This is a genomic window from Lujinxingia litoralis (assembly GCF_003260125.1).
GTDB lineage: Bacteria > Myxococcota_A > Bradymonadia > Bradymonadales > Bradymonadaceae > Lujinxingia > Lujinxingia litoralis.
Genome location: NZ_QHKO01000010.1, coordinates 1 through 19,754 on the forward strand (window position 1 = coordinate 1; position 19,754 = coordinate 19,754).

The following is a 19,754-nucleotide window of genomic DNA, read 5'->3' on the forward strand; positions in this document are numbered from 1 at the left end:
TACCCCGCCACGCTCGACCCTCGGTCACGCATATACCCCGCCATGTTCGTCCCTGGGTTGAACATCACCCGCATAAACACTGGACTTTGTTCAACCCCCGGGCGTGCATATACCCCGCAACGCTCAACCCCCGGCCGTGCATATACCCCGCGAGCGACTCCCCCACGACCTCCCCCACCGGTCCCTGGCGAGCCCCCTCCCCCCCGGGGTTGAACACGCTTAAAACGTGTCCGAAAGAAACTCGTCGAGCATCGTCGTGATCCGCTCGACTTCCTCCTCGGCCTCATCCGCTTCCGGATCAAGCTCCAGAAGCTCGGCGAAGGCCACGAGCAGCGGCTCGATCTGATCGAAGTGCAGCTCGGAGGGACGCTGCCCAAACTCCAGCAGCTCCCAGGCCTGCGCCAACGCAATGCCCAGCCCCTCTCCAACCTCCTTGATCCCCACTTGCCCGGTGGGCACCCGCAGGGTCTCGGTGTCGAGATCGAGTTCCTCGACAATCTCCTGAATCTGCGTCAGAAGCTCGGTAGCCAGGTCCACCAGCCCGTCGACATCTTCACTGTCGAGCACCTCCCCGGCGGCCTCAGCCCACTCCTCCATCTGACGATGAATGACATCCAACCCTTGCTGCAAACGCATCGTACTCGCCCTCTTCTACGGCTCCTGTTGCACTCTTCCCCCGTCGGGGGCCGGCAGTGTCTCATCACGGGCCGCGCGCCTTGTCAAACCCTTCCCTGCGAGTCAGAGATTTTTCCGCGGAAGAAATGCGACGCCTCCCCGCAACGTTGGCCCCAGAAGAAGGCCAGAGCAGGCCTATGCGGCCGTCGATCCTCCCCGATCCCTCAGGTGCAACGATGTTATTCAGCCCCCGCAAGCCCCGCATGCCTCACCCCGACGACGCCCTGCCCGGCCGTGATGAGCCGGCCTTCGAGATCCCCGAGACCCACGCCGTACTCGGCACCCCGCTCCAGCCCCCCTTCCCCAACACCACCGAAGCGGCCCTCTTCGGTATGGGATGCTTCTGGGGCGTGGAACGCAAATTCTGGCAACTTGAGGGCGTCTACTCCACCCAGGTCGGCTACGCCGCAGGATTTACCCCCAATCCCACCTACCGCGAAGTCTGCAGCGGAGAGACCGGCCACAACGAAGTCGTCCGCGTAATCTTCGATCCGGAGCGCCTCAGCTACGACGACCTTCTCAAGGTCTTCTGGGAAGGCCATGACCCCACCCAGGGCATGCGCCAGGGCAACGACGTGGGCACCCAGTACCGCAGCGGCATCTACGTCTACTCCGACGCACAGCGCGAAGCCGCCCAGGCCTCGCTTCAGGCCTACGCCACAGAGCTCGCCAACGCCGGCTACGGCGATCCCACCACCGAGATCCTCGACGCCCCCGAGTTCTACTACGCCGAGGATTATCATCAGCAGTACCTTGCCAAAAACCCCGGCGGCTACTGCGGCGTGGGAGGCACCGGCGTGAGCTGCCCGAGTGGATGGCGCGACTCGGAATAGGGCTCGTCCTCTCCCCCCGCATACCCCTCCCTCGTCGTCCCGGGGTCGAACATCACCCGCCCCGCATACCCCTCCCTCGTCGTCCCGGGGTCGAACATCACCCGCATAAACACTGCACCTTGTTCAACCCTCGGTCAGACATCTACCCCGCACACCCTCGCCCGGACTCCCCTCACTGTCCCTCCCCAGGCGCTCCCCTCCCAACAAAAAACGCCGCGATCACTCGCGGCGTTTTCTGTCACGCTCTGGCGCTCAACTTACTTCGTGTAAATCTCCACGAAGCTCGGCTCTTCGGCATTGTCCGCACGGCGGCGAGCCGTCAACGTATCGCCGGAGGCACACACGTCGTAGACCGCCTCGCCGGCGGTGAGCACACCTCCTTCCAGCGTGTAGGCTCCGGCCGATTCCTCGCCATAGCTGGCGCTCACAGCACATTCGCACTGCTGTCCGCTCGCATCGAGTTCGCAAGTCATCTCGACGTTCGGATCCACAGCGCCGGCCGACTCCGTCAACATATCGCATCCCAGGCCAAAGGTGCACGAGAAGGGCACGTGCACCATCGCCTCCACGTCGATCGTGATCGCGCGCGCAAAGTTATCAGCCGTGATCACCAGCGTCCCGTCCGTCTGAACGTCCATCGACTCAATGGTGACTCCGGCACAGAGCTGCCCCAACTGCCCGGCCAGATCGAAATCAGTGCAGGCATTGCCAAAGTCCCAGGTCCCGATGATATCGCCACCGCAGGCATCGTCCGGGCCAAAACTCGCATCGCACACCGGAGCCGGGTCGGTGCCGCCGTCAGGCTCACCGGTGCCGCCGTCGGGCTCACCGGTGCCGCTGTCGGGCTCGCCGGTACCACCATCGGGCTCACCGGTGCCACCGTCAGGCTCACCCGTGCCGCCGTCAGGCTCACCGGTGCCGCCGTCGGACCCATCCGGGGAATCCGCATCCGGCGTCCCCCCGTCTTCGTTGCCGCCGGCATCGCCCTGGCCGCCGGCGTCACCTTCACCTACGTTAAAACCGGCGTCGGTCGAGCGTCTGCCTCGGGTATCATCCTGTCCACAGGCCACGATCATCGTCGCCGCCAGAAGCAACGCCCAGGTCTTCATCCAAAATCTCATTCCATCCTCGCTCTGTCGGGGCACCTCGGCCCGCTTTTCAGCCGAATCCCCTCAACGGGGGATATGCCGCATCTTCATGGTTGAACGCGCTTTTTTTACGCTACCGTCCCCCAAAAACGCAACCACGCCCCGCTTCGCCCCTCCTCACCCCGCGAACGCGTGTTCTCAGAGGCAAGAAACAACAAGGGGAACGGGCACTTGCCCGCTCCCCTTGTCCTGACTCCAGCCATCGGCTGGCTCGCTCCCCCGACATTCGCCGGGGGAGACGCCTGTTCAGAAGCGCTCGCGCAGCAGCACCGAGGCCAGCTCATTATCGGTGTTGAAGACCTCGTTGACCTTCAGCCCCATGTCGCTCAGCGAGTACACATACTCCTCGCCCTCCTCGCCACTCATAATGATGCTGCGACGCATCCAGGAGTACCAACCCCAGTAGTCCTCCTGCACACAGCCCTCCTCAAAGCCCTGACGCACGCAGTTCGAGTTCGCCACCAGGTCGCCGTGGCTCACTCGGCCAATCTCGGCAATACCGGCGTTGGCCTCGTCCTGCTCCGCATCGATCTCAAAGAGCATCAGACCGGTGAAGCGCTCCTCACCATCCCAGATGTTCATCGGCACGCTCAGCACTCCCAGACGCTCCTGGTAGGTAAACGCGTGGTGGTTCCACATCGCCTCACTGTCCGACGACCAGCCGCCGGTGGAGATCACGTGGTGATGCTTGCGCTGCGGATCGCTCATGTCACTGACATCAAAGACCTGCAGGTGCACACCGCTCATCATGCCGTTCTCATCGCCGTCGCGACCGATGGCCAGCAGATAGTCATCACCCAGCGGGTGCAGGTAGGTCGAGAACCCGGTGATATGCAGCTCACCAAGCACCTGCGGATCGTTCGGGTCGCTCAGGTCCAGCGTGTAGAGCGGGTCGGTCTCGCGGAAGGTCACGATGTAGCCGCGATCGCCGATCATACGCGAAGCATAAATCCGCTCGGTCGGCGCCAGATTGCGCACCGAACCGGTCTCCACCAGCTCGCCGGCCTCCTCCTTAAGAATGATGATGTGGTTACCGCCCTGGTCGACCTGCTCGCCGGTGTCCTCATTCCAGTCCCAACGGTTGTCGGTGGTGGCCACACGCAGGTGATCTTCGTACTCGCTGAACGAGAACTGGTTGAGCAACCACCCGTCGACCTTGCCGCTGGCCCGATACTCGGGCTGACCATCGGCGCTCAGAGCAAACTTGTGGATATGCGACTCGTTCTGAAGGCCGTTGCCTCCCCACCACCACCACCAGCGGCTACTCATGGCCACGTAGAGGTTGTCGCGCGAGGCGTAGACCTGCCAGCCCGAAGCCATTAGACCGGTCGAATCGACCGCGGTGGACTCCTCATCGAGCTCAAAACTCGAGATCGTCAGCACACCCAGCTGCTGCGTCTGATCGGTCAGGTAGAGGTCGTCGCACTCATAAAGTGCCTCCTGGACCACCACTTCATCATCCGCGCCGATGACGCGCTTGCGCGGGAACCAGTTCTGCACGTCTTCCGCGGCCAGCTTCTCGGCCAGGTAGGCGCGCACGATCGGCCGCGCCTCTTCCCGCATCGCCTCCAGCTCGGCTTCGGTGGTCTCCCCATCGCGCTCCGGAAGCCCCTCCAGGGGCTCGTCGTACATGTACTCCCAGATGTTGATGTTTCGAAGACCGCTATTGCTCACCAGGTAGACCTTCCCGTCGATCATCCGGGCGCTGGTGTAATTGCCCTCAATATCAACCTGTTTCTCCACCTGGGGATTGGCCCGGTCCGACACATCCAGAATGGTCAGGCGAGTACCGTAGAAGTACTCCACAACCTCGTCCGGACGCTCTCCGTCGGGAGTCGGCCCCACGTCTTCACCATCCTCCACATCGCCGACCGCGTCTTCATAATAGTAGTTGCCCTGCCAGATGGAGCTGAACACCGCGACGCGATCCCCCTCCAAAAAGAGGCTGTGCGGATAGGATTCCTGCGGAAAATCAAACCGCCCCACGCGCTCGGTCTGATCTGCCGGCCAGCTCTTGAGGATCTGCAACGAGCTATCGGCCACCGTGTAGATGTAGTTTCCGTCGGTCTTGACGATGTCCGGCTCATCCACGCCGGCTTCCTGGACGTTGGTCTCGGTAAACTCCGAGGGGCTATCGCCACCGCTCGAATCATCGCCCTCCGAGGGGACGCCGGCATCGAAATCCGGCTCTCCAACCTCCGGTCCCCACCAGTAATTGTTGTACCGGTTCTTAAGCACCTGTTCGGTGAGCGAGTCGATGACCTCGCCACGCACATCCTCACAGGTCTGAGCCTTGGTCAGGCGAAAGCTCGTGCTGGCCGTGGCATCACCGCGGCGAGGCTCCTCGTCAGGGCCACAGGCCGCCACCATCGTCACAGCTCCCACCGTCGCGGCCACCCGCGGCCACCAGCGGCGCCATTGTTCAGATTTCTGACTCTTTTCCATCGCTGACCTCTCAGTTTTTTTGAGTTCGCATCACCGGATTCATCGAGCGTTGTCCTGCAGCGGCCTGATTTCTGGGAGTTTCCCGGATGCCTGCCTCGACTCTCGACATCTGCTCGGCCACTTCGGGATACTTTTAAAGCAAAGGCGATGCCAGATCTGAATATGGGCTAAACATCGCTCGTTTTTCTCTTACGGGTGGCCACGGCGCCCCGGTCATCGCCGGCAGTGATCGCGCTCAGGCTCGCGCATCGCCAGCAGCGCTTCAAAGTAGGGAGCGGCCTCCTCACAGGTGAGTTCGCCATCGGCATCGGCGTCCAGATTCAACGCTCCTCCCAGCCCGTCGATGCGGGCCATCTTAAAGACACTGAACGCATCGTTGGGCTCCACCGGCGGCGAGATCTGGCAGAGCGATGCCGAGGCCCCGTACACCTCGGCGTGGGTATGCGTGGCGCTGCCGCCCTCGATCAGGTTGGCGTGGGTGAGCTGACCGAAGTAGCGCACGATCTGGCGCTGCCCCATGTAGCGCCGGCATCCACTGCCGGCGATCTCCAGGCTGACCCCGGGCTCGCCATCGGCATCGGCGTCCACGACCCGCGGGTCCTGCGGGTCGGAGGGAATCGCGTCGCCCACCGGGTCCTCCAGCTCCAGCCCCCAGAGCCCCACCTCGGTGGCCGAGGTGTAGGCGCCACCCGGGGTGGGACGCGTGACAAAGCCGCGATCGATCTCCGGCGACTGAATGGTCGCGATCACCGCCGGCGGAACCAGGGGACGCAGCCCGGCCACCGGGCTCAAATCCAGCGCGCAGAGCCTGCGCTGCTCTCGCAGCAGCTCCCCATCTTCCTCGATCCTGACCAGGTAATACCCCATCGAGACCTGCTCCTGGCCCAGCACGCAGCTCGATGCGCGGTGGGCCTGCAACCACGTCCCGCCCAGCGTACCCGCGCCCGCGCCATCGCCCAGGCCCACGTCTTCGCCGGGGCCCACGTCAACCTCGCCGGCATCCGGGAGCACCTGCTCCTCAAAGCTCCCCGAGCCCCGCTCCACCTGGCAGCCGCTCCCGAGCCCCCCCACAACCCCTCCGGCGATGAGCAACGCTCTCCACAGCATAACTTCTCTCACGACAGCACCTCGACTGCGGCATTTCGGCGCGAGACCAAAGACACCTTCACCTTTAAATTCAACCACTTAAACCACAACCACACAACCACCCATGAAACCTGCTCAGTAATGCAGCTCAAACCCTACCGCCCCCAGCCACCCACCGGAGCTAAAGCCCGGAAAGCCCGGGTTACCCGTCTGAAGCCCCTGCGCCTCGGGGTAAGGCTGACCGGTGCGCGGGTCCCGGGTATCGTCGGGGAGCTCATCGCAGAGCGCCTCCACCCCGGGCCCGCAATCCGGATAGCTACCCAACGCCCCTTTGTCGGTCGTGCGATACAGCAGGTGATGCGCCTGCACGTACCAGGCGGCGACCACCTCACGTTGCCAGATGTCAAAGCGGTGCTCAGCCCCCAGCGAGGCCAGCGCCCGGTGGTTATCCACGTAGTTGGTACGCCCGGTCTGAGCCGGCACCGGCGAGGGCACAAAGCCCAGTCCGGCGCGCAGTCGAGTGTCGGCGCTGCTCTGCCACTGGGCGCCCAGACGCCCCTCCAGCGTGTCGTCAAATCCCGCCTGCTGGCCATGCGTATCGCGGTACCCCGACCAGAAGGTGTAGCGGGCATCCGCCGTCACAAGGAGATCGCCCGGCTCCCAGGCCAGCCCCAGGCGCAGCGATGCCGGCGTAAACGTCGGCACCCAGTCAATCGCCTGTCGGGTATCTTCGCCCGACGACGCACCACGCACCTGCACCTCATTCCCCCCCTTGATGGCAAAGGCCACCGAGCCCCGGTACACCAGCCCCAGACGAACATCGGCCGGCAGCTTCAGCGTCGCACCGGCGAGTATCCCCCAGGCATTGGTGGTCTGAATGTCAGCGTTGAGGCCCACATCGCTCTGATCAGCCGGGTCGCGCACAAAGGCCTCCGTCGTAGCGCGAGCCCCCGGCAGGTAGGTGCCGCCGATGCCAAAATGGAGCCGCTCGGTGATCTGGCGCCCCACCCCGGCCTCGATCACCGGGCGGCGCAAACGCTCCCCCACCAGCTCAAAATGCAACTGGTTAGAAAAGGCTCGCTCGCGTTCATCCGCGAAATGCGTCTGCATGCTCAAGAGCCCGTTGGTCGGCAGCATCACCACCGCGCCGCCACGGGTGCGAGTACCCCCGAAATCGGTCACTGCGCCGATCACCACGCCATAGAGCGGCGCTACCTCCAGCGTGTCGGAGCGCTCCCGACGCGTCTGATCGGTGGGAAGCGCCGGCCCGTTCCCACCCAGATCGGGGATGTCGTAGCCCGCGGGCCGCTCTTTGAGCAGGATCTGAGCCTGCCCCAGGGTTGCAAATGCCCCCAGGCGAATGCCGGTACGCGCCCGGGCCAGCTCAGCCACGTTATCGTAGACCGCGGCCGGGCCTTCAGCCGACGCCGCCTGGGCGCCGGCCATCGCCGCCGAACGCGCCCCTGAACCGTACACATCAAAGGGGCTGGCCAGGGCGGCCGGGGCCGCCAGCAGCGCGGCGGCCAGCGCCAGCGCGCCGAGCACCGAAGATTGCTCACTCGTTCTCACATCCACCTCAAACTACGCATCACCATTCATCGACCCACGTCTTATCACGCCGGCGCATCGACCCTACTCCACCGGCCTGCGCGCGACCAAGGTCACCCACCCGAGCTGGTCCGCGATGTTCGTCCCTGGGTCGAACATCACCCGCTTAAACGCTGGTGCATTCGCCCCTCCGCCCTTTTCCCCACCTCGCACCACAGAGCAACAAAGCCCCGCGGTGCATACGCATCCGCGAGGCTCGATTCTCAGGCGTTTACCGAGCATTAGCACCGGCACCAACCCATCTGCATCCATCACGTCTTAGCGCGACGAACCCACTTCGCGCTTGAGCACGACTTGGTCGCTGGGGGCCAGCACCGTGCTATGCGCCTCGGCGGTCACGACCATCGCAAAGCTGGGAAAGGGCGTAGTGAACGACACCTGGCCCGTGCGATCGTCGGCCAGACGAAGCTGCCCCACATTGTAATTGTAGTTGGTCCCATCCGGCGAAACCCACACCACGTAGGTCGCCGCCGACTCATCGAGCTGGCCCGGCCGCGGCAGGTGCGCCACCGAGAGCGACACCACTCGGTTGCCATTCTTATCCGAGGTCACCTCCACGATGCCCTCGGCTCCGGCGGTGCGCTGACCCGACTCCATGCGGTACTCCGACGCCCCCGAACAGGCACTGAGCACCAGACCAAGCGCCACAACCACCAGCACTGCCATCGACTTCAAGCTGCGAATGTTCATCACTTCACTCCTTCATAGGTATGTTCTGGGGCATGCCCATCCAGACAACGCACGCATATCCCGGGCATCGACGTACACCCGATACCACTCAATATACCAACACTTCGCGAGTCCTTCGGCACCAGCAAAGACCAGGCAGGCACGATCCTGCCATACTCCGCGACGCGGGTCGACCTTAACCGCCAGACCCGCGCCCCTGGTGCCGAAACACGCGATGCTGCGGCAACGGGTTCGCAAGGTCTGGAGAGCGTGATAACCTCCCTTTCGACACAGGCCCTGCCCCCCCGACCTCTTCCCCGGCACCCTATCCATGGCTCATCCTCAGTCCGCCAACACGACCCCCTCGACCTCCCCCGCGCCGCTGAGCGCCGAGTCTTTTGATCCCGCGATCTGGGCCGACCTCGCCCCGGGACGCCGCGCCCCCCTCGATGCCGTCGAACGTGACGAGGGCTACCTGAGCACCCCGGATCACCAGCAGCTTTACTGGCAGAGCTGGCGCGACCCCGAGGCCCAACCCCGCGCCCTCGTCGCCCTGATGCATGGCTACGCCGAGCACAGCGCGCGCTACGACCACGTGGGCATCGCCCTGGCCCGGGTGGGCTACCAGGTCATGGCCATCGACGCGCGCGGCCACGGGCGCAGCACCGGGCGCCGTGGCCTGGTCCGCGACTTCGAACACTACGTCGACGACCTGGAACTCCTCATCGAACGCGCCACACAGCGCTGGCCCGCGCTCCCGCTCTTTGTGCTGGGGCACTCCAACGGCGGCCTCATCTCCCTGCGCCTGGCCCTTCGCAAACCGGCGGCGGTGCGCGCCTTCATCATCTCCAGCCCCCTGCTCGGTGTGGCCCCCGATCTCTCCCCTCTAAAACAGAAGCTCGGTGTGCTTGCCAGCCGGCTCCTCCCCACATTGAGCATCCCCTCCGGGCTGGATTCGGCGTTTTTGAGCCATCTTCCCGACGTGATCGCGCACCACGACCGCGATCCGCTCAACTTCTCCACGGCCACCGCCGGATGGTTCTCTCAGGCCCTCGACGCGATCAAAGATACCCGCGAACGCGGCGCCGAGATCGAAGCCTCTTGCCTCTTCCTGGTCGCCGGCGACGATCGGGTAGTCAATGCCGCCGAAACCGAGAGCTTCTTCCACACCATCGGCTCCCACGACCGCCAGCTGGAGATGCTGCCGGGGCTCTACCACGAAATCCTCAACGAAAAGCCCTGGCGCGATCTCCTGACGCAGGCCCTCTTCTTTATGGAAGCTCGCCGTACCCCCGCCATCGACTGAGGTTGCCGTGACCGCTCTTCGCACTCGCCACCCCATCATCTTTGCGCTCCTCCTCCTGGGGCTGGTGATCTTGAACGCCTGCCAGGACGAGCGCTTGCGCGAGGGCGAACGCCAGACCGTCGACGCCATCTTTAAGAGCGGATTGGAGATGGGCGACGATCCCTTCGTGCGCGCCGAAACCCTGCGGGCGCTGGAGCTCCTCGACGACCCGCGTGCCATCCCCCTGGCCGAGCCCCTGCTCGATGACCCCAGCCCGATGGTACGAGTCGGAGCCCTGCGCCTGCTGATCCTCCACGATCATCCTCGGGCTCGCCAGGAGGCCATGGCCGCCTACAACCGAGCCGACGACGCCGAAAAACGCCTGATCGTGTCCACCTCCCTGGACCTGGGCAGCGAGACGCTACGCCGCACCATGATCAGCCGGGCGCTACGCGCCGACGATCCTCGCCAGCGCAGCCTGGCCTTTGAAGCCGGCCCCCTGGCCACGGTAGAGGCCCTTCAGCAGGCCGGCGATGAGACCACCCTGCGCCGCTCAGCGCTGCCGGAACTGGGCGGGTTTGTCGAAGATCCCGATCCCGACATCGCCGCCCGGGCGCTCTCTCGACTGACCGAAGCCGGCCAGTCCGACCGCGCCCTGGCCTTCGTCGAACGCTTCGCCGATCCGAACCAACCACTGCAGGCTCGCCTGGACGCCGGACGCATTCTCGTGCGCTCCCGGGCAGAACTGGCCCGCCAGGCCTTCGCCGATCTGCTGAAACGCGCCGGCGTCTACGACGCCGAAACCCTGGGGCTTCCCCAGCGCAAGATCGCCCCCGAACTGGTGCGCGTGGCCGCCCTGGGGCTCACCGCCCTGGGTGACGAAACCTACGTCGCCCACACCCAGGAGTACCTTCAGGGCGCCGAGATCGAACCCACCATCGAGGTGCTCAGCGCACTGGCCTCCAACCCCTCCGACGACGCCGCCGTCACCCTGCGCATCGCCATGCGCGACGCCCGTCACCCGGTGCGCCGGGCTGCCGTCAGCCTCTACGCCTCCCGCGAAGATGCGCGCGCCGATGCCCTGATCAGCGCCCTGCGCAGCGAAGACTTCGAGACCCGCAGACTCATCGCTCGCCAGCTTATCGACCGCTTTGATCAGGCCTGGCGCGAAACCATCTCCACACGCCTGAACAACCCCGACCAGGCCACCGAAACCCTGCGCATCCTGCAGATGGTGCTGCGCACCGACGACGATCTTCAGACCATCATCACCCCTCTGGTCCCGCAGCTCGAAGCGTTGGCCTCATCCACCGATGCACAGAGCGCCGCGCTGGCCTCCTACCTCTTGCTGCGCGTCGAAAGCGACGGCGCGGTGCTCGAGGCCATCCGCACCAGCTCCGATCCTCAGACGCGTCAGGCCTACCTGGAGTACCTGGCCACCACCGAGACGCCTCGCCAGCACCTCGATGAGTTTCGCGCGCACCTCTTCGACGACCTCTTCGTGTTGCGCCTCTTTGCCGCCGTGGGCATCTGGCGCGCCTTCCCTGACCAGGTCCGCGCACCGGCCTCCTCACCCGCCGAAGCATCCCCCACGCCGCCCTCAGCCGCATCGGCCCCAACCGCACCGGACCAGCCCGCGCAAGATGAACCCGCGCCGGACCAGCCCGATGAGTGAGCCCGAAGCGCCCTTATCCCGCCGGGTTAGCGCGCGTTGATCGCCCAGTCGTACTCGGAGAAACGCACCGCCGCGCCCTCCCCCAGCGCCTGACGCGTGGCCTCATCGCGCACGTAGCGCGCCAGATACGCCTGCACCGAGCCCGCCGACTTAATAAAGTCCTCGGCAAACCAGTTGAAGAGCTGACTCGTCTCCACGCTCCCTCCCTCCACCTTCCGGGTGGTCGCCGGGATGAACTCGCGCGCCGCGGCCTCCAGCTGCGCCTCCAGCCTGCGGGCCCGCATCGGCTCCGGGCGAAGACGCGGGCAGCTTTTAGCCGCACACACCAACACAAAGTGAATGCGCGGCTCGTTAAACCGGGCCCGGATCACCCGGGTATGCTCCAGTTCATCCAGCGTCATCTCTTGACCGGCCACCCGGTGACGGCGCTCTTTAAAAAAGCCCTCCGAACGCATCACCGACTCCAGCGGCCAGAGTTCCAGCACCTGCTGGAGCACCAACGCGTTGTAGGCGTTGATGTAAAACGCCAGCTGCGCCTCGCGGCTCTTCCCCCGGACCTCGGCATCGCCAATGGCCGCGACATAAGCGTTGAGCTTCTGGCGATCCGCCGCGCTGGCATGCCAGCGCGCGTAATCCACCTGGCCGCGTCCATCCACATAGCGCCCCAACAACTCGCCAAAGAGCGCCGGATCGATCACCTCGCCATGCGCCGCCGCGGCCTCCCCGGACGCCGCCGGCGCCCCTCCCTCACCGGGGGCCTCCTGCGCCCACGCTGTACCTCCTGTCACCAGACTCGCCACCAGGGCGGCCGCGCTGAACCATCGTCGCATCTTCTGCTCCCCTTGCTCGGGTCTCTCTCCCTACGACCCTCTCCCGGGCCTCGTCCTCGTGCCTCCAGGATACCCCCGGAGCACCCTCGGCCCAACACCACCCTGGACGCAGCTCTTCCCCCCGGCATTCATCCGCCCCTCCCTTAAAAAGCCGCCCCCCAACCCCCACCCCACAAAAAAAGCCTCGCCAGCCCTTAAGGGCGGCGAGGCTTTCTAACCCCGGGAGTGGGCCCGGGCAATCGGGCGCCCACTCCCTGAGAGCGTTTAGCGAAGCTCGAACTTGTACTGGGTCGCGCGACCGAAGTTCTCGGCGACGTTCTCCCAGTTGACCACGTTCCACCACTGGTCCACGTACTGACCGCGGTTGTTCTGGTACTTCAGGTAGTAGGCGTGCTCCCACACGTCGAGCGCCAGCACCGGAATCGCCGTGAACTGGGTCTGCTTCTGGTGGTTCTCCGCCGCCAGAGTCACCAGCTGCTCGCCACCGGGCTGCCAGGCCAGAATCCCCCAGCCGCTACCTTCCACGGCCTTGGACGCCGCACCGAACTGCGCCTTGAGGTTGTCCAGGCTGCCAAAATCCTTCTTGATCTGCGCGAGCAGATCGCCCGAGGGATCTTTGTAGTTATCGGCCGGGGTCATGTTCTGCCAGAAGAGGCAGTGATTGAAGTGACCCGAACCGTGGAAAGCCGCCAGGCGCTCCAGATCACGGATCTTGCCGAAATCGCCGCTCTCGCGAGCTGCGGCCAGCGCCTTCTCCGCGTTGTTGAGGCCGTTGACGTAGCCCATATGATGCTTGCTGTGGTGCAGCCGCATCGTCTGCTCGTCGATGAAGGGCTCCAGCGCATCGTAGGCGTAGTTAAGCTCGGGAAGGGTGTGATTTCCAACCATGGACAGCCTCCTAAAAAAGGGTCATCAGGATTCAGTGGGATTCGACAATTCCGCGCTCCCTCAACACCGGCCGTCGCACTCCGAACGCCCCGAAACTCGGGGCGTTCGACGACTCGTACCGACCGCATTTAGCACGCGCTACGCGGGCAATCACGCGGCGACCAGCGTCAAAGCTAGCGCGAAGATAGACCGCACCTCGCCGAAGTCAAGCAGCCCCTCGAAGAGAGAGGCGCCAACCTCACCTCAGGGCAACGCGCAATAACGCGTGCTCACCTCGACGATCCCCTCCAACCCCCGGCGCTTCAGCGAGAGCGCGCCATTCTCACAGCCCTCCACCGGCCCCAGAAACACAAACCCCGAACCAAACCCGATCACCTCTTCCTGCCCGGACTCATCCAGCCCCAGCACCTCCAGGGGCTCATGCGCCATGGGCTCCGAGGCACAGAGCGTGACCGCCGAACTCAACGCCAGACGATCGGCAATCAAATCGAGCTGATCGACAAAATCCAGGGTGCAAGCGCTGGTAAACATCCCCTGCGTCCCAAACGCCTCCACCGCCCGATAGAGCCGATTCGACGGGTACGCCGCCCCCAGCGTGCTCCGACACACCGAGCGCACCGCCTCCCCCTCCTCATAACTCACCCCGGAGGGCGGCCCGGCGATCACCGCCAGCGAGATCCCCTCCGGGCTCTGCGCACGGGCCAGCAACGCCTCCACCAGCGGCGAAACCTCGCGGCGATCCTCTCCACTCCACGCACACGCATCCCGCGGTGCCCCCTCGCCACCGGGCGCCGGGCCGGAACAATCGTCTTCGTTGCTGACCACCAGCATTAACAGGCGCGCATCTTCCCGACGAAACGACGCCAGCGCACGGGAGGAACCCAGCACATTGGCGTCGATCACATCCAACGCCTGCTGAAAGCCCCCGCCCTCCTGGCCCTGCTGCACGTTGCAGCTCGCCGCGCGCACCCAACCCTGGGTGCCGGAGTACGCCACCTGCATGGCGTTATCCTCGCACCCCTCCACGTCACGCACGATCGGGGCCAGCCCCGCGCCGGCGCGCGCATCGGTGGTCACCACCCCCACCCGCACATCCAGCGCCCCCTCCCCCTCCAAACGCTCCAAAAACCCGGGCATCGCCGCGGCCAGCGCCCGCTGATACGAGACCATCTCGCCGGCGTTATCCATGACCACCAGCACATCCAGTAGCTCCGGGCGCTCAAAGCGATCAAAGAGCTCACTGCGCTCAATGCCGGCGCGACACTCCTCGGGCAAGAGCGGATCGCCCTGATACCCCGGGTTGGGCCGGCTGCACCCCGACACCCCCACCGTCAACACCACCCCCGCCCAAAGCATTGCCCATCTGCTGCTGGCCATCTTCGCTCCTCATACCTCGGCTGAGCGTCAAGGGGCTCAACCGCGAATCTTATCGGCCACCGCCGCGATCTCCCGACGCCCTTCCAACACCGAGAGCATCTTCGAGAACACCTGCTTGGAGGCTCCCTTCAAACGCATGGCCACTGCCTCCCACGACTCGAAATCCCACATCATGGGCACGACCCCGGGACTCGCCATCACCGCATCCACAAAGGCCGCGGCCTGCTCGCCAGCGATCTCCGACTCGCCGGCCAGCGCGGCGCACACATAACTGAGCATCGCCCGGACCGCCGGCCAGCGCTCATCCTCGCTGAGCGCGCCTTCTAAAAACACCCGGGCCGGCTCCCCGCCCTCGATCTTCAAGATCTCTTCGGCAAAGGCTCCGAGCCACTCGGCATCGACCTTATGACGCTGCGCCTCGGCGATATGTTCAAAGGCCGCGCTGCGCTGACCGTCAATCACCTCGGCCACTGCCAGCGCCCCCAGCGCCGAGCCGCGATCCTCCGGACCCTGGTCGACCAACTGCTCCAACACCAGCCGCGCCTCCTCCACCCGGCGACGCTCCAGCAAGAGCACCCCCAGGTTGTACTGCGCCTCCATATTCTCAGGCCCCACCTCCAGCGCCCGACGCGCCCAGCGCTCGGCCACCTCGGCATCCCCGCTCTGGTAGGCCGCCATCGTCGCGCCGTTGAGCATACTCACGTCGTCGCCGGCCCGATTCACCGCCTCCTCAAACGCCCGCAACGCCGCCTCACTGCGCCCCAACATCAAGTACGACTGGCCCAGCTGACTCCAGCCCACCGCGCTCTCCGTCTCCAGAGACACGTACTCCTCAAAGGCATCCACCGCGTCTTCAAAGTCCTCCAGCACCTGATGGCAAAGACCCAGGTAGAGCCAGGCCGAGGTGTTCTCCGGATCCTCCTGAAGCACCCGCTTAAACGCGTAGGCCGCATCCTCCACCCGCCCCGCCTCAAAATACGCGGTGGCCGCCATCTCCCAGACCATCGCGTTGTCGCCAGCCAGGCGCGCGGCGATACCAAAGTAATGCGCGGCCTCGTTGAACTCCTCGCGATCAAAGAGAAGATGCCCGAGCCGAAAGGAAACATCGACGGCCTGCACGCCCTGCTCCACCGCCTGGCGGTAGCAGTCCATCGCCTGATCTTCAGCCCCCATATCCAGGTACATATCCCCCATAAAGGCGCGATGCCGGGGCTCCGCCGTGCTCACACTGCCCAGCGCGTCGAGCAGCGCGTTGGCCGCCTCAAACTCCCCCTTCACAATCAGCGCCTCCACCTGACTCAACTGCAGAGAGACGTTCTGCGCATGGTGCGTTAACGCTCGCCGCAGCACACCCAGGGCCTCCTCGCAGAGCTGACGCCCCACCAACAAAATCGCGTAGATCAACGCCGCGTTAAGATCTTCGGCGCCCTTCTCCGCATAGTGGGCGTTCGCCAGCTTCAGTGCCTCCGGATAATGATCGCGCTCCAGCGCTCGCCGCACGTCGCGGGGCAGCGCGTCAAGGCCCTGCCCCAGCAGCGCCTCCAACGTCATCAGAGCCGGGGTGGTCTGGCCATCTTCCTCAAGATCGAATTCGTCTCGCATCGTCCACATCGCGCGTATGCCTTTGCCAGCGGTTCCTGACCCCGGAGCACAGACGTCGACAACAGACCTTGTGCCGCACTCCAGGGCGTTCAACTCGCACGCTTACCCTAAGTTTTGCGTTCCATAAAGCGCACTGCACCCCCACCCGTAGATCCAGCCCCTCTTTCCCCTCCCGGCACCGCAAAATCCCCCCCTTACATCCCTTGCAGACACAGGTTTCAGTCCTAAAACGCCTTCGCACCCGATGCAGACGCGGGTTTCAGTCCTAAAACGCCTCCGCACCCGATGCAGACAGGATTTCTCGGGAAAAATCGCCTTCGCACCCGATGCAGACAGGATTTCTCGGGAAAAATCGCCTTCGCACCCGATGCAGACGTGTTTTCTCGGGAAAAATCGCCTTCGCACCCGATGCAAACGCGATCTCAACCCGTGCGGTCGCGTTCGCAGGCCCTGCGAACGTGTTTTGTGTGGGGAAATCGGGCGCGCACCCGATGCGAACGCGATCTCAACCCGTGCGGTCGCGTTCGCAGGCCCTGCGAACGTGTTTTGTGTGGGGAAATCGGCGCCGCCCCCCGACGCACGCAGGGGGCATCAGAAGGCAAACACGTCCAGATCGTATTCGGTGGCGCCTTCGGCGCTGATCGCCAGGTAATAGGTACCGGAGCTGGCGGCTTCGAACTCAAAATCGACCGCCCGGCTGCCGACCTCTCCTACCGCCGCGCGGGCGCCCCCGGCGTTGAACACGTCGAGCACCACGCCGGTGGCCGAGCCGCGGTTGATCACCATCTGACCGAGCACGCTCTGGCCGGCCTCCACCTCAAACGCAAACCAATCCTCAAGGTCACCGCAGAGCTGGAGATCGCGTCGGGAGAGATCCAGAGGCAGGTGGGCGGCGGTGGTCTGGGTGTGATTGCCGGCCAGAGCATCGACGTCGTGGCAGGTGCGTTCCAGGGCCAGGGAGTAGGTGTTGGGGCCCTCGGTGCTCTCCACCCGCAGGTAATAGAAGCCCGACTCGGCGGCGGTGTGACTGAGCTCCTCGTCATCATCGCTCGACCAGCTCCGGACCACCCCTTCTCCCCCGAGCGAAGCCTCGGTGGACTGCGCCGGGCTAAAGAGGGTGAGGTCCAGATCGCCCTGGGCGTGGCTGAAGGTCACCAGGACGTCGAGCTCATCGCCGCGCAGCAGCTCCACGGCGTAAAGGTCCACGTCGTCGGGCTCACAGATGGCGAGCTCCGTCCAGCCCACAAAATCCTCCTCCACCAGGGTGGCCATCGCCGCGGCGTCGTTGGGTTCCAGTGCGGCGTCCGCGCAGCTGGCTCCCTCCACAAAGGCGCGGATGTGGTAGGCGATTTCGTCGCCCGAGGCGCGGACGACATAGACGCCGGGGGAGTCGAGCAGAGCCACGGCCAGCCCGTCGCAACCGGCGCTCTCAAAGCTGGCCTGCCCCTCGACAAAGGTCAGCTCCACAGTGGCCCCCGGCGAATGCGCGACGACGAGTTCGACGCGCTCTCCGGCGGCGACCTCCACGCGATGATAGCGGGCCTGCTCCTGGCAGATGCGATGATCGCTCCAGCGCCCGGTGTCGATGGCCGCGGCCTGCTCCGGGGAGTTTGCCGCCAGCCCGTCATCCACGCACCCGCGCTCATCGGGGGAGTACGCGTGAAAGCGATAGTAGGCGTAGGGCGGCGCACAGGTCACGGGGTCTTCGGCGGCGGCCGCGTCGGCCTCCACCGCGCAGATCGTGTACGAGAGGACCTCCGACTGCCCGGCGGCCAGCAGGGGGTTGGGGATGGCCGCGCGGATGGTCTTACCCTCAAAGCTCATCGGGCGGCTCTCAAAGCGAGCCTGCTCGTCGAAGGGATCGTCAAAGGTCCAGTAGAGCACGGCCTCGGACCAGCGGGCCTGACCGCCGGCGATCTCAGCCTCCACCAGATAGTCACCCACGCCGCGCCGGGTGGAGAGCTCGGTATGCGCGATCGGCCCCTCGATCTGGCAGGCGTCCGCAGTCGGCGAACCCGGGGTCTGCCCGGGGCGCTGGATGATCACCGTGACCAGGTGCTCGACCGGCTCGTGCACAAAGTCTTCGGCCACAAAGACCACGGTATGCGCGCGCTGCTGGAGCTGCGCCGGCGAGGGCTGCCATTCAAAGACGCCCTCAAAGGCTTCTACTTGCTCAAAGCTCGCGCCCTGGGGAGCGGAGGCCGCGGGCATCGAGAGGCTGACCTGATTGGAGTCGTCATCGCGCACCTGCACCCTCAGCCGCACCGGCTGACCGCCGCGCGGGTCGTAGAGTTCGCTCTGGCTGGTCACAAAGCGGGGCTGCCCGTTGCCGGCCAGGATGCGCACATGCACCACCCGCTCCACCACCTTCTGGGCGCTGTTGGTCGCCGAGAACACCAGGCGACGCGTGCCCTCCCCGGTCACATCGCTGGCGATGGGATCCCAGGTAAAGACCGCGGCGTTACTAAAGGTCTGAAAGGTCGCGCGCTCGGGCTTCTCAGCCACCGCAAAACTCAGCGCCTGCCCCTGGGGATCGCTCCCGGTGAGATTGATCTGGATGATGTCCTCACCCACGGTGTAGGTCTCTTCCGAGCGCACATCCAGGGTAAGGATCGGCGCCTGAGCCTCCGGGGCGCCTTCGGCACAGCCGATGCTCGCCAGAAAGAACGCGGTGATCCAAAAAGAAACGAATATTTGCCAGGTGCGCATCGTCTACTGTCTCGCAAAACGGGATCCATCAGCGGTGCGCCCACGCTAGCAGAAGCTCCGCATGCTCAAAAGCGGGGGGAGCTCCGGGCCTTCTCTAGGGCTCAGACGTTCTTACTCCCGGGCATTCCACCAGGAGCCCTCGCACCACTCAACCCCTGCCCCCCGCCCCGAACCTGAGGAAGAGACGCCGTGAAAACCCCGCTTATCCGCTCGATTCGCCCGCTCTCCATGCTGAGCCTGCTTGTGATGTTGCTGGTGGGCTGCGGGAGCCCCCAGTACGTGCGCGACACCGAGGAGCCGCGCCTGGATGAGTACACCATGAGCCTGCGTTTTGACCGCCAGGACCTGGACCGTCTCTATCAGGAGAACATCGACGAGCTCCTCACCAGCCGCATTGTACGCCAGTGGGATCGCGGGGAGTCGCCGGTGGTGGCGATCTTCCCGATGCGCAACGAGACCAGCGAGCATATCGGCCCGCAGCTCGACACGCTCCTCTCGAAGTTCGAGACCGATCTCGTCAACCAGACCGCGGCCTCGGTGGTCAGCTGGGAGAGCCAGCCCGATCTCCTCAACGAGGTACGGCGCCAGCAATCCGACGCCTACGACCCGACGCGTTTGGCCGCCTACGGCCGGCAGATGGGCGCGCAGTACTTTGTAACGGGCAAGGTCTACGATGTGGCCGAGCGCATCCACGATGAGCGGCGAGTGCAGTATTTTATGTTCGTGCAGGTGATTAACGTGAGCACCGGTCAGATTCATTTTCAGAATGAGTCGGAGATCACCAAAGGCCTGATCCGCTGAGCGCTTCCCCCACCCACCCTCTCCCGGGTTCCTTCGCACCGCCGAGCCTGCAGCTCGGCGGTGCGCCTGCTCTGCTCCTTCCGTCCCCTCGCCGGCCCCTGTGCCAGGTGCTCTCATGAACGC

Annotated in this window: 15 protein-coding genes; 4 read left to right on the forward strand and 11 right to left on the reverse strand. The window is 65.0% G+C overall.

Going from position 1 to position 19,754, the window contains the following annotated elements:
- Positions 1–219: 219 nt before the first annotated feature.
- Positions 220–636 (reverse strand): hypothetical protein, encoded by a 417-nt coding sequence (locus tag DL240_RS16535; protein WP_111731010.1) that lies wholly within the window; start codon positions 634–636, stop codon positions 220–222.
- Positions 637–851: 215 nt separating this feature from the next.
- Between DL240_RS16535 and msrA the strand changes: the two genes are divergently transcribed.
- Positions 852–1,508, forward strand: coding sequence for a peptide-methionine (S)-S-oxide reductase MsrA (gene msrA, locus DL240_RS16540; RefSeq protein WP_111731011.1), 657 nt, complete (start codon positions 852–854; stop codon positions 1,506–1,508).
- A 257-nt stretch (positions 1,509–1,765) separates the two neighbouring features.
- Here the strand turns inward: msrA and DL240_RS20325 are convergent, their stop codons facing one another.
- The 5 genes from DL240_RS20325 to DL240_RS16565 form a co-directional block, all read right to left on the reverse strand.
- Positions 1,766–2,617 (reverse strand): hypothetical protein, encoded by an 852-nt coding sequence (locus DL240_RS20325; protein WP_199589846.1) that lies wholly within the window; start codon positions 2,615–2,617, stop codon positions 1,766–1,768.
- Between the two features lie 285 nt (positions 2,618–2,902).
- Positions 2,903–5,101, reverse strand: coding sequence for a beta-propeller domain-containing protein (locus DL240_RS16550; RefSeq protein WP_111731012.1), 2,199 nt, complete (start codon positions 5,099–5,101; stop codon positions 2,903–2,905).
- Positions 5,102–5,314: 213 nt separating this feature from the next.
- Positions 5,315–6,208, reverse strand: a complete 894-nt coding sequence (locus DL240_RS16555) for a hypothetical protein (protein ID WP_146618368.1) — start codon at positions 6,206–6,208, stop codon at positions 5,315–5,317.
- A 114-nt stretch (positions 6,209–6,322) separates the two neighbouring features.
- Complete coding sequence (locus DL240_RS16560; protein WP_146618369.1) at positions 6,323–7,756, reverse strand: OmpP1/FadL family transporter; 1,434 nt, start codon at positions 7,754–7,756, stop codon at positions 6,323–6,325.
- 297 nt (positions 7,757–8,053) lie between these two features.
- On the reverse strand, positions 8,054–8,485 hold the full coding sequence (locus DL240_RS16565; protein ID WP_111731015.1) for a hypothetical protein: 432 nt from the start codon (positions 8,483–8,485) through the stop codon (positions 8,054–8,056).
- Between the two features lie 310 nt (positions 8,486–8,795).
- Here DL240_RS16565 and DL240_RS16570 point away from each other — a divergent pair, with 310 nt between their 5' ends.
- On the forward strand, positions 8,796–9,770 hold the full coding sequence (locus DL240_RS16570; protein ID WP_111731016.1) for an alpha/beta hydrolase: 975 nt from the start codon (positions 8,796–8,798) through the stop codon (positions 9,768–9,770).
- A 7-nt stretch (positions 9,771–9,777) separates the two neighbouring features.
- Positions 9,778–11,424 carry a HEAT repeat domain-containing protein gene (locus DL240_RS16575; protein ID WP_111731017.1) on the forward strand — a complete coding sequence of 549 codons (1,647 nt, stop codon included), beginning with the start codon at positions 9,778–9,780 and terminating at the stop codon, positions 11,422–11,424.
- A 26-nt stretch (positions 11,425–11,450) separates the two neighbouring features.
- Here the strand turns inward: DL240_RS16575 and DL240_RS16580 are convergent, their stop codons facing one another.
- From DL240_RS16580 to DL240_RS16600, 5 genes are all read right to left on the reverse strand, one after another.
- Positions 11,451–12,254, reverse strand: a complete 804-nt coding sequence (locus tag DL240_RS16580; protein ID WP_111731018.1) for a DUF547 domain-containing protein — start codon at positions 12,252–12,254, stop codon at positions 11,451–11,453.
- A gap of 264 nt (positions 12,255–12,518) precedes the next feature.
- Positions 12,519–13,142, reverse strand: coding sequence for a superoxide dismutase (locus DL240_RS16585; RefSeq protein ID WP_111731019.1), 624 nt, complete (start codon positions 13,140–13,142; stop codon positions 12,519–12,521).
- Positions 13,143–13,385: 243 nt separating this feature from the next.
- Positions 13,386–14,519, reverse strand: a complete 1,134-nt coding sequence (locus DL240_RS16590; protein ID WP_146618370.1) for a hypothetical protein — start codon at positions 14,517–14,519, stop codon at positions 13,386–13,388.
- A gap of 36 nt (positions 14,520–14,555) precedes the next feature.
- A complete protein-coding gene (locus tag DL240_RS16595) occupies positions 14,556–16,121 on the reverse strand; it encodes a tetratricopeptide repeat protein (RefSeq protein WP_158542657.1) in 1,566 nt (521 codons plus the stop codon).
- A gap of 591 nt (positions 16,122–16,712) precedes the next feature.
- The gene (locus DL240_RS16600; RefSeq protein ID WP_111731022.1) at positions 16,713–18,830 is read right to left on the reverse strand and encodes a PPC domain-containing protein; all 2,118 of its coding nucleotides are present in this window, start codon (positions 18,828–18,830) and stop codon (positions 16,713–16,715) included.
- Between the two features lie 189 nt (positions 18,831–19,019).
- Between DL240_RS16600 and DL240_RS16605 the strand changes: the two genes are divergently transcribed.
- Positions 19,020–19,631, forward strand: coding sequence for a penicillin-binding protein activator LpoB (locus tag DL240_RS16605; RefSeq protein WP_111731023.1), 612 nt, complete (start codon positions 19,020–19,022; stop codon positions 19,629–19,631).
- Positions 19,632–19,754 lie beyond the last annotated feature (123 nt).